Here is a 9,937-nt window from a genome sequence, read left to right as displayed (position 1 = left end):
CGCGACGGCCGCGCGGCGGCAATGGGGTCTGGCGCCGCCCGGCGCCGAAACTTGAGGCGGATTCATGAATTACAACTGGAGCTGGAGCGTATTCCTGGACATGTCGCCGGACGGCGTGCATACCTTCCTGGAAACGCTGCTGATCGGCGTGGGGTGGACGCTGGCGCTGTCCCTGATCGCCTGGGTCTTCTCGCTGCTGCTGGGCTCCTGCCTGGGCGTGATGCGAACGGCAAGCTCGCGCGCCCTGAACTTCGCCGGCGCCGCCTATGTCGAGGTGTTCCGCAACATCCCGCTGCTGGTGCAGATGTTCCTCTGGTATTTCGTCCTGCCCGAGTTGCTGCCGCACGCCTGGGGCGTGGCCATCAAGCAGATGCCGCAGCCCTGGGGCCAGTTCCTGCCGGCGGTGCTGTGCCTGGGTTTCTACGGATCGTCGCGCGTGGCCGAGCAGGTGCGCGCGGGCATCCAGTCGCTGCCGCGCGGCCAGCTCCAGGCCGGCATCGCGCAGGGGCTGACCGAGGCGCAGGCGTACCGCTACATCATCCTGCCGCAGGCCTACCGCATCGTGCTGCCTCCGCTGACGTCCGAGTTCATGGGCACGATCAAGTATTCGTCGGTGGCGCTGACCATCGGCCTGCTGGAACTGACCGGCCAGGCGCGCTCGATGCAGGAATTCAGCTTTCACATCTTCGAGGCGTTCTCGGCCGCGACCGCGGTCTACCTGATCCTGAACGGCGTGGTGGTGCTGGGCATGCGCATGCTCGAGCGCCGCGTGGCCATCCCCGGGCTGATCGGCCCGGCGGGCAAGGGTCGCTAGGGGCGCGCCGTGGGTAAATTCGATTTCGACGCCATTGCCAGCGCCCTTCCCTATCTGTTCAAGACGGGAATGACGTTCACGCTGACGCTGACCCTGCTGGCCGCCGTGATGGGGCTGGCGCTGGGTACGTTGCTGGCCATGATGCGCTTGTCGCGCTTCAAGCTGCTGTCGGTGCCGGCCGGCATCTACGTGAACGTGATGCGCTCCATCCCGTTGTTGCTGGTCATCTTCTGGTTCTATTTCCTGGTGCCCTACATGGCCGCCTGGGCGATGGGCTCGCCCACGCCGGTGCGCGTGGGCGCGTTCAATTCGGCGGTGATCACCTTCACCCTGTTCGAGGCCGCTTACTTCTGCGAAATCATGCGGGCCGGCATCCAGTCGATCTCGCGCGGGCAGGTCTCGGCCAGCCTTGCGCTGGGGTTGAGCCCGTGGCAGAGCATGCGCCATGTGGTGCTGCCGCAGGCCTTTCGCAACATGATTCCGGCGCTGCTCACGCGCGTCATCATCCTGTTCCAGGATACGTCGCTGGTGTATGTGCTGTCGCTGACGGACTTCCTGGGCGCGGCCTCCAAGATCGGCCAGCGCGACGGCCGGCTGGTGGAGCTCTATCTGTTCGTGGCGCTGGTGTATTTCCTGATCTGCTTCACCGCCTCGCGGCTGGTCAAGCGGCTGGAAAAGCGCGCCCGCGTGCTGCGCTAGCTTATCAACAGGTGCAACGATGCAAGCCTCTCCGAATCCTCCGATGATAGAAATCAAGCAGGTCAGCAAGTGGTATGGATCCTTCCAGGTGCTGGATGCCTGCACCACCGCCGTGGCCAAGGGCGAAGTGGTGGTGGTCTGCGGACCGTCCGGCTCGGGCAAGTCCACGCTGATCAAGACCGTCAACGCGCTGGAACCGTTCCAGCAGGGCGAGATCATCGTCAACGGCACTTCCGTCGGCGACCCGCGCACCAACCTGCCCAAGCTGCGTTCCGTGGCCGGCATGGTGTTCCAGCATTTCGAGCTGTTCCCGCACCTGAGCGTGACCGAGAACCTGTGCCTGGGCCAGGTCAAGGTGCTGGGCCGCAGCCGCGACGAGGCGCGCCAGCGCGCGCTGGCGCTGCTGGAGCGCGTGGGCCTGTCGGCGCACAAGGACAAGCATCCCGGCGAGCTGTCCGGCGGCCAGCAGCAGCGCGTGGCGATCGCGCGCGCGCTGTCGATGGACCCGGTGGTCATGCTGTTCGACGAGCCGACCTCGGCGCTGGATCCCGAGATGGTCAACGAGGTGCTGGACGTGATGACGGACCTGGCCGGCGAAGGCATGACCATGATGGTGGTGACCCATGAAATGGGGTTCGCCCGCCGCGTCGCCGACCGCGTCATCTTCATGGACGGCGGCAAGATCGTCGAGGACTGCCCGAAAGAGCAGTTCTTCGGCAATGTCGAGGAGCGTGCGCCGCGCACGCGTCAGTTTCTTTCCAAAATTCTCCAGCACTGAAAGTCATGACCGAGCACACTTCTGCCCCACGCCCCGCCAACGCCGTCGACCTGCGCAGCGATACCGTCACCCTGCCCACCGAGGCCATGTACGAGCGCATGCGTGGCGCGCCGATCGGCGATGACGCGCTGGACGGTGATCCCACCGTGCGCGAACTGGAAGCCTACGTCGCGGCGCAGCTGGGCAAGCAGGCCGGGCTGTTCGTGCCCAGTTGCACCATGGCCAACCTGCTGGCCGTGCTGGCGCAGACGCAGCGCAACGAGCAGGTCATCCTGGAATCCACCGCGCACATGTACACCTCCGAGCGCGGCGCGGCCACCTTCACCGGCGTGTTCTATCACTGTGTGCCGGGCGCGGACGGCGCCATGGACCTGAACCGGCTCGAAGAGGCGCTGCTGACCGAAGGGATGCGCCTGAAGACCTCGCTGGTGGCGATGGAGACCACGCACAACAACGCCGGCGGCACCGTGCTGCCGCTGGACCACATGCGGTCGGTGTACGGCATGGCCAACAGCCGTGGCATCTCGGTGCACCTGGACGGGGCGCGCATGTACAACGCCGCCGTGGCGCTGGGCGTGACGCCGCTGGAGATCGCGCAGCACGCCGACACCGTGTCGCTGTGCCTGTCCAAGGGCCTGAGCGCGCCGGTCGGCGCGGTGCTGGCCGGGCCGCGCCCGCTGCTGGCCAAGGCCCGCACGCTGCGCCGCATGCTGGGCGGCGCGCAGCGCCAGGCCGGCATCATGGCCGCCGCCGGGCTGGAGGCCGTGCAGACCATGGGCGGCCGGCTGGCCGAGGACCACGCCACCGCCGCGCGCCTGAGCGAGGGCCTGAACCGCCTGCATCCGCGCCTGTCGGCCACCGTGCCGCAGACCAACATCGTGCAGGTCGAGACCGCCGACTCCGGCATGGGCAACGCGCAGTGGGTCCAGGCGCTGGCGGCCGAAGGCGTGCTGACCCGCGCCTGGGGCGTGACGCGGCTGCGCTGCGTGACCCATCGCCACATCGGCGCGGCCGACATCGACCGCGCCGTGCAAGCCTTCGGCCGGGTGCTGCGGGCCAGCTGAACCGGCTGTTCCCGGAGCCGCTTGCGGCCTGGGTTGCGACGCGGATTTCCTCGCCGATTGCATCGCCTGCCGACGGGCGGGCGATGCGATAATGCCGCATGTCTCCCCCCTCCCTCACCCGCAAGGATTACCTCTGCGCGCTCGCCGTGGTGGTGATCTGGGGCCTGAATTTCGTCGTCATGAAAACGGGCCTCAAGGGCCTGTCGCCGATGATGCTCGGCGCGCTGCGCTTCGCGCTGGCGGCCTTTCCCCTGATCCTGTTCGTGCGCCCGCCCAAGCTGCCCTGGCGCTGGATCGCGGCCTATGGCCTGGCGCAGGGCCTGGGCCAGTTCGGGCTGCTGTTCGTGGCGCTGCAGGCCGGCATGCCCGCCGGCATGGCCTCGCTGGTGATCCAGACGCAGGCCTTCTTCACGTTGCTGCTGGCCGCGCCGTTGCTGCGCGAGCGCGCGCGGCGGCATCACTGGATCGGACTGGGCGTGGCCGCGCTGGGCCTGGCGGTGATCGCGCTGGGCCGCGGCGACGGGCCGGGCCAGATGACCATGATCGGTTTCGTCCTGACGCTGGGCGCGGCCTTCATGTGGGCGGTGTCGAACATCATCGTGCGCCTGGCGAGCAACCGCGCGCCCGGCTACGACCCCTTCGCCTTCATCGCCTGGAGCAGCCTGGCGCCGGTGCTGCCCTTCCTGCTGCTGGCCGTGCTGATCGACGGCTGGGAGCCGGTGCTGGGCATGCTGGCCGGCATGGGCTGGGGCGAGGCGCTGTCGGTGCTGTACCTGGCGGTGCTGGCGACGCTGGTGGCCTATACGCTGTGGACGCGCCTGCTGACGCGCCATCCGGCCGCGAAGATCGCGCCGTTCTCGCTGCTGGTGCCGGTGGTGGGCCTGTCGGCAGCGGCTGCCGCCTATGGCGAGGCGCTGATGCCGCTGCAATGGCTGGGCGCCGCCGGGGTGCTGGCGGGTCTTATCGTCAACCAGCTTGGCGGGCGCTGGATCCGCGGCCGCTGATCCGGCGGCGGCTCCCGCGCCGCCGCGCCCGTTCTTCGTCTCCGTCCCGCTCCCGGCCGATGGCTCGTCCTGCAGGATTAAGTCGCCCGGCGAGCCGGCTGCGCGATCCTACAGCTGTTCGAAGCGGATGTAGCGCTTGTCGGTGTACTCCCGGCGCGTGACGATCTCGGCCACCCAGGCGCCGGGCGGGCCGCGTCGCAGCCATTCCAGCATGTGGTCGACCTGGTCGGGCGTGCCCTGCACCAGGGCCTCGACCGTGCCGTCTTCCATGTTCTGCACCCAGCCGCGCGCGCCCAGCAGATGGGCGCGCCGGACCGTGGCGTGGCGGTAGCCGACGCCCTGCACCTTGCCGCTGACGGTGACGTGGACGGTTTCCAGATGGGTGTCGGGATGATGGGGGTCTTGCATGTTTCTTCCTTCAGATGATGCGCCGCAACAGCGCCGGCCCGTCGCCACCAGGGGCTAATGCGGATGGTCTATGGGCCGCCGGGCATCGAAGCGATACGTTAGTGCATGTGTCAAGAATATTGCGCGTCGCCCCGGCCAGGACCAGGCGGCGTCGACGCGCCCGCCTTGGATATCGATGCAGGAACCCCCGCGAACCCATTCGTGAACGAGCTTGGAGAGGCCATTATGGAAGAGACCAGTCTGTTGTCGGAAGCAGAGACAGCGCGTTACCGAGATCAGGGCTACCTGGCCCTGGACGGCATCTGCCCGCAGGACGAAGTGGGCTACATACGCGGCACGCTGATGGACATGTTCGAGAACAGGACGGGCTACAACGAGGGCGCGCAGTACGACTTCATCAGCCGGGACGATCCTTCCAGGCCGGCGCGGTTTCCCAGCCTGCACGATCCGCGCCATTATGCCCCCGACCTGCTGAAGACGACGTACCACGCCCGCACCCTGGCGATGGCGCGCCAGCTGCTGGGGCCGGACGCGGCGCTGTATGGCGAGCACGCGCTGCTCAAGCCGGGCGGGGGCGGGCCCGAGACGCCCTGGCACCAGGACGAGGCCTTCCGCTCGCCCGACTTCGTCTACAAGGAGCTGAGCATCTGGCTGGCGCTGCAGCCGGCCACGCTGGAGAACGGCTGCATGCAGTTCATCCCAGGTTCCAACAAGTGGGACGTGCTGGAGCACCGCTCGCCCGGCGGCGACAAGCATCTGCATCCGCTGGAATGCTGCGGCGACTTCGCCCGCGACCTGGCCGTGGCCGAGCCGCTGGCGCCGGGCGGCTGCACGGTGCACGACGCGCGCACGCTGCACCACACCGGCGCCAATACCTCCGACGCGCCCAGGCTGGCTTACATCCTGATCTACAACACGCCGCCCGTGTACAAGCCGGGACGCCGCGAATTCCCGTGGCTGGAAGGCCGCTGGACCGACAGCCAGACGCGCAAGAAGGAATGGCATCGCCGCGGCGGCCTGGCGGTGGACCTGGTGCGGCGCCTGCCGGCCATCCGCCTGACCAGCCCGCGTTGGCTGGCCTGGGCCACCATCCGCGCGGTCAACAAGGTCTGGCCGCGCTGACGCGGTCCGGCGCACCGGCCGGCCCGGCGCCGGGCAGCTCGACGCCCGGCCGCCCGAAGCCTCGTATGTGCGTCGTCCGCACGCACGGCGCCTCGCGGAATCCGTGAAAAAGCAGCGCCGGCGGGCCTCGCCCGCCGGCACCGGCGCGTATACTGGGCGGCGCCGCCGGGCCGCAGGGCCTTGCTGCACTGCAAGGCCGCCCGCCGCCGGCGGCCCCATTCTTCCAAGAAAAACCAAGGACGCCATGCGATCGGGCCCTTCCCGATGTTCCGCCCCTGCCCGCGCCATGCCGCGCGGCGCGCGCGCATGCGCCGGTTCCGCCGCGCGTCCCGCACTCTACAGACCCAGCCATGACCGCTAAGCTCTCAACGATCACCTGCATCGAAGATTTGCGCGTAATCGCGAAACGCCGCGTGCCGCGCATGTTCTACGACTACGCCGATTCGGGCGCCTGGACCGAGGGCACCTACCGCGCCAACGAGAGCGATTTCCAGAAGATCAAGCTGCGCCAGCGCGTGGCGGTGAACATGGAAGGACGCTCGCTGCGCACCACGCTGGCCGGCCATGACGTGGCCATGCCGCTGGCCATCGCGCCGACCGGCCTGACCGGCATGCAGCACGCCGACGGCGAAATCCTGGCGGCCAAGGCCGCCGCCGAGTTCGGCGTGCCCTTCACGCTGTCCACCATGAGCATCTGCTCGCTGGAAGACGTGGCCGCCGCCACCGGCAAGCCGTTCTGGTTCCAGCTGTACGTGATGCGCGACCGCGAATTCGTCGGCAACCTGATCGACCGCGCCAAGGCCGCCGGCTGCTCGGCGCTGGTGCTGACGCTGGACCTGCAGATCCTGGGCCAGCGTCACAAGGACATCAAGAACGGCCTGTCCACCCCGCCCAAGCCCACGCTGCGCAACCTGATCAACCTGGCGACCAAGCCGCGCTGGTGCATGGGCATGCTGGGCACCAAGCGCCGCACCTTCGGCAACATCGTCGGCCACGCCAAGGGCGTGAGCGATCTGTCCTCGCTGTCCTCCTGGACCGCCGAGCAGTTCGACCCTCGCCTGAGCTGGGACGACGTCGAATGGATCAAGCAGCGCTGGGGCGGCAAGCTCATCCTCAAGGGCATCCTGGACGTCGAAGACGCCCAGCTGGCCGCCAACAGCGGCGCCGACGCGCTCATCGTCAGCAACCACGGCGGCCGCCAGCTCGACGGCGCCATGTCGTCGATCGCGGCGGTGCCGTCCATCGCCGACGCGGTGGGCTCGAAGATCGAAGTCTGGATGGACGGCGGCGTGCGCTCCGGCCAGGACATCCTCAAGGCCGTGGCGCTGGGCGCGCGCGGCGCCATGATCGGCCGCGCCTTCCTCTACGGCCTGGGCGCCTACGGCCAGGATGGCGTGCGCCGCGTGCTGGAGATCCTGTACAAGGAAATGGACACCACCATGGCCCTGTGCGGCCGCCGCTCGCTCGTGCCGGGCGACCGCAGCATCCTGCTGCCGGGCACCTATCCGGTCTGAGGCAAGGCGCCGGACGGCATCAGAGACAGGCCCGCGCCGTCTGGCCGAAGGAAAAGCCGCTCAAGGGAGGCTCGCGCAGCACGGCGCGGGCGCCGCCGGCGGTGGCGGTGACGTCCAGTATGCCGCCGGCGATGTTGCGGATGCGCACGCTGCCCTGGCGCCGAAACACGTCGGCGCCGCCCAGTTCGACCCAGGCTTCATGCACGCAGTTGACGTAGACCTCCAAGGGTTTGGCGGTATCGGATTCGAACAAAGGCCTGCGCTGTTCCACGCTGGACATGGTCATGCAGCCTGTCAGGGCGAAGGCGGCAACCAGAACGGCGATGTAAGGCTTCATGTGGTTCCTCCCCAGGAGGCCGCCACTATCGCCGGGGTGTGCCGTCCGGGTCAAGGCCGGCATTCCTGGCGTCATGTTTGCGGCAGTATTCTTTAGTCCGACGCACTCCGGAGTCACGATGATGAGCAAAAAGCAAGGCGGCCCCGTCCGCCTGGGCAAGGCGTTGCGGCTGTTGGCCGGCGCGGCCATGGCTGTCCTGCTCCCGGCCGTCGCCCCGGCCCAGCAGAAGACGCTGTACGTGGGCATGAACGGCGGCGGCATGGCCGAAGCCTATTCGCAGCACGTGTTTCCGGAGTTCGAGCGCGCCCAGGGCGTGCGGATCGAAGTGGTGCCGGGCACGTCCGCCGAGGTGCTGGCCCGCGCCCAGGCGCAGAAGGGCAAGCCCGGCATGCACCTGATGTTCCTCGATGACGGCGTCATGGTGCGGGCCGTCGCCGCCGGCCTGTGCCAGCCGCTCAGGGACGACCCGGTGCTGCGCGAGCTGTATCCCACCGCCGTCCGGCGCGACCGCAAGGCGGTGGGCCTGAACGTCGGCATGACCGGGCTGGGCTACAACACCCGCCTGTTCGCCCGCCAGGGCTGGGCGCCGCCCACGTCCTGGATGGACCTGGCCGACCCCCGGTACAAGGGCAAGGTGGTGATGCAGTCCGCCGCCGCCAGCACCTTCGGCCTGCATGCCTTCCTGATGTTCAACCGCATCCAGGGCGGCACCGACGCCGACACCGGCCCGGGCTTTCGCGCCTGGCCCGGTTCGGTCGGGGTCAATGTGCGGGAATACCTGCCCGACTCGGCCCGGCTGGGCGAGCTGGTCGAGGCCGACGAGGCCGCGCTGTTTCCGCTGTCGCCCACCGCCATCATGCGCCTGAAGCGGCTGGGCGTGCCGGTGGAGTACGCCGCGCCCAAGGAAGGCTCGGCGGTGCTGATGGTGGCCGAGTGCGTGGTGGCCCGCAACAGCGAGCCGGAACTGGCGCAGCAGCTGGCGCTGTACCTGCTGTCGGTGGAGGCGCAGGTCAAGGCGCTGGAGACGGGCGGGCTGTTCCCGTCGAACAAGAACGTCTCGCCGCCGCCCGATCATGTCGTGTCGTTCAAGCGCTTCCAGGGTTACATGACCAACGCCAAGATCGTGAACTGGGAGCGCATCAACGCCGACCGTCCCGCGTTCAACGCGCGCTGGAACAAGATGACCGTCCGCTAGCGCGCCGGCAATCCTCGCGGCGCTTCCGTGCCGCAGGGCTGCTGCGCTCCGGCGCCTGGGCGTGTGCCGACCGGCACGCGAAAATCGCAAAATCTGCAAATGGGCCGCCGCTACAGTGCGTTCCAAGGAGACCGCATGAAGCCCGAAACCCTGAACCAGTATGGCCAGCGCCTGGAACCCGTCCTGCGCTGGCTGGCAAGCCACCCCGACGCCGACCCGGACCTGTACCGGATGGCGGACCTGGCCTGCCTGTCGCCGTACCACTTCCATCGCGTCTACCGCGCCTTGATGGGAGAAACGGTGAATGCCACCGTGCAGCGCATCCGCATGCACCGCGCGGCGGTGGCGCTGGGTCGGCCCGAGGCTTCCTTGCGCGAGGTGGCGCAGCGCGCCGGCTATGAGTCGGACGCGGCGTTCAACCGGGCATTCGGCGCGACCTTCGGCATTTCGCCGGGGCGCTACCGGGCCGCCCGCTCCCGTCCCTTCGACCCACAGGAGCTAGGCATGTACCCCATCAAGATCGAGACCTTTCCCGGCGCCACGCTGGCGGTCCTGTCGCATCGCGGCAGCTACCAGGAGATCTGCCCGCTGTTCACCCGCGTCTTCATGCTGGCCGCCAGCCGCGGCCTGGCGCGGCCCGAATCGGTCGGCTACGGCGTGTACCTGGACGACCCCGAACAGGTGCCGGCCAGCGAGCTGCGCTCCAAGGCCGGCATGTCGGTCGCGCCCGACGCCGACCTGGGCGACGAGCTGGAACGCTTCGAGATCCCGCAAGGCCGTTGCGCCATCCTGACCTATACCGGCCCGTACAACGAGATGGACAAGCCCTACAACTGGATGTTCTCGGAATGGCTGCCCGGCAGCGGCGAGGTGCCGGCGGACTTCCCCATGTTCGAGATGTACATGAACGACCCGCGCACGACTCCGCCCGCCCAATTGCAGACCTGCATCTGCATGCCGTTGAAGTAAGGCGGAGCGATGTCGGGCGCAACGGCGCGGCGT

11 protein-coding genes are annotated in these 9,937 nt (G+C 68.6%); 9 read left to right on the top strand and 2 right to left on the bottom strand.

All coding sequences use genetic code 11. The annotated features are described in order from the left end of the window. Positions 1-64: 64 nt before the first annotated feature. The 5 genes from AC6LJ9_RS29505 to AC6LJ9_RS29485 all read left to right on the top strand — a co-directional run bounded on the left by AC6LJ9_RS29505 (position 65) and on the right by AC6LJ9_RS29485 (position 4,359). Positions 65-814, top strand: coding sequence for an amino acid ABC transporter permease (locus AC6LJ9_RS29505; protein WP_498150309.1), 750 nt, complete (start codon positions 65-67; stop codon positions 812-814). Between the two features lie 9 nt (positions 815-823). After that, complete coding sequence (locus tag AC6LJ9_RS29500; RefSeq protein WP_498150308.1) at positions 824-1,513, top strand: amino acid ABC transporter permease; 690 nt, start codon at positions 824-826, stop codon at positions 1,511-1,513. 43 nt (positions 1,514-1,556) lie between these two features. Continuing rightward, a complete protein-coding gene (locus AC6LJ9_RS29495; protein ID WP_212314540.1) occupies positions 1,557-2,291 on the top strand; it encodes an amino acid ABC transporter ATP-binding protein in 735 nt (244 codons plus the stop codon). Positions 2,292-2,296: 5 nt separating this feature from the next. Continuing rightward, on the top strand, positions 2,297-3,355 hold the full coding sequence (locus AC6LJ9_RS29490; protein WP_498150307.1) for a threonine aldolase family protein: 1,059 nt from the start codon (positions 2,297-2,299) through the stop codon (positions 3,353-3,355). Between the two features lie 98 nt (positions 3,356-3,453). Further along, the gene (locus AC6LJ9_RS29485; protein ID WP_498150306.1) at positions 3,454-4,359 is read left to right on the top strand and encodes an EamA family transporter; all 906 of its coding nucleotides are present in this window, start codon (positions 3,454-3,456) and stop codon (positions 4,357-4,359) included. A gap of 108 nt (positions 4,360-4,467) precedes the next feature. Here AC6LJ9_RS29485 and AC6LJ9_RS29480 read toward each other — a convergent pair whose 3' ends face one another. Next, positions 4,468-4,767 carry an acylphosphatase gene (locus AC6LJ9_RS29480; protein ID WP_103271851.1) on the bottom strand — a complete coding sequence of 100 codons (300 nt, stop codon included), beginning with the start codon at positions 4,765-4,767 and terminating at the stop codon, positions 4,468-4,470. A gap of 225 nt (positions 4,768-4,992) precedes the next feature. Here AC6LJ9_RS29480 and AC6LJ9_RS29475 point away from each other — a divergent pair, with 225 nt between their 5' ends. Then, positions 4,993-5,889, top strand: coding sequence for a phytanoyl-CoA dioxygenase family protein (locus tag AC6LJ9_RS29475; protein WP_498150305.1), 897 nt, complete (start codon positions 4,993-4,995; stop codon positions 5,887-5,889). Positions 5,890-6,239: 350 nt separating this feature from the next. Beyond that, positions 6,240-7,403, top strand: a complete 1,164-nt coding sequence (locus AC6LJ9_RS29470) for an alpha-hydroxy acid oxidase (RefSeq protein ID WP_212314522.1) — start codon at positions 6,240-6,242, stop codon at positions 7,401-7,403. Positions 7,404-7,422: 19 nt separating this feature from the next. On the opposite strand, the gene AC6LJ9_RS29465 is transcribed toward AC6LJ9_RS29470, so the two are convergent. Beyond that, positions 7,423-7,740 (bottom strand): hypothetical protein, encoded by a 318-nt coding sequence (locus tag AC6LJ9_RS29465; RefSeq protein WP_498150304.1) that lies wholly within the window; start codon positions 7,738-7,740, stop codon positions 7,423-7,425. A gap of 118 nt (positions 7,741-7,858) precedes the next feature. Between AC6LJ9_RS29465 and AC6LJ9_RS29460 the strand changes: the two genes are divergently transcribed. Both AC6LJ9_RS29460 and AC6LJ9_RS29455 read left to right on the top strand, forming a co-directional pair. Continuing rightward, entirely contained in the window at positions 7,859-8,935 is a 1,077-nt protein-coding gene (locus AC6LJ9_RS29460; RefSeq protein ID WP_498150303.1) for an extracellular solute-binding protein, read from the top strand. 135 nt (positions 8,936-9,070) lie between these two features. After that, positions 9,071-9,904: an AraC family transcriptional regulator gene (locus AC6LJ9_RS29455; protein ID WP_498150302.1), complete on the top strand. Its 834-nt coding sequence runs from the start codon at positions 9,071-9,073 to the stop codon at positions 9,902-9,904. The last annotated feature ends 33 nt before the right edge of the window (positions 9,905-9,937 follow it).

Source organism: Achromobacter sp. 1011811831, assembly GCF_059760905.1.
This window is presented reverse-complemented; position numbering and strand designations above follow the sequence as displayed.

Excerpts from the sequence above, each read along its gene's own strand:
- AC6LJ9_RS29495 (WP_212314540.1), top strand. The coding sequence starts at position 1,557 with ATGATAGAAATCAAGCAGGTCAGCAAGTGGTATGGATCCTTCCAGGTG.
- AC6LJ9_RS29460 (WP_498150303.1), top strand. The coding sequence starts at position 7,859 with ATGATGAGCAAAAAGCAAGGCGGCCCCGTCCGCCTGGGCAAGGCGTTG.
- AC6LJ9_RS29470 (WP_212314522.1), top strand. The coding sequence starts at position 6,240 with ATGACCGCTAAGCTCTCAACGATCACCTGCATCGAAGATTTGCGCGTA.
- AC6LJ9_RS29505 (WP_498150309.1), top strand. The coding sequence starts at position 65 with ATGAATTACAACTGGAGCTGGAGCGTATTCCTGGACATGTCGCCGGAC.
- AC6LJ9_RS29475 (WP_498150305.1), top strand. The coding sequence starts at position 4,993 with ATGGAAGAGACCAGTCTGTTGTCGGAAGCAGAGACAGCGCGTTACCGA.
- AC6LJ9_RS29465 (WP_498150304.1), bottom strand. The coding sequence starts at position 7,740 with ATGAAGCCTTACATCGCCGTTCTGGTTGCCGCCTTCGCCCTGACAGGC.
- AC6LJ9_RS29490 (WP_498150307.1), top strand. The coding sequence starts at position 2,297 with ATGACCGAGCACACTTCTGCCCCACGCCCCGCCAACGCCGTCGACCTG.
- AC6LJ9_RS29455 (WP_498150302.1), top strand. The coding sequence starts at position 9,071 with ATGAAGCCCGAAACCCTGAACCAGTATGGCCAGCGCCTGGAACCCGTC.
- AC6LJ9_RS29480 (WP_103271851.1), bottom strand. The coding sequence starts at position 4,767 with ATGCAAGACCCCCATCATCCCGACACCCATCTGGAAACCGTCCACGTC.
- AC6LJ9_RS29485 (WP_498150306.1), top strand. The coding sequence starts at position 3,454 with ATGTCTCCCCCCTCCCTCACCCGCAAGGATTACCTCTGCGCGCTCGCC.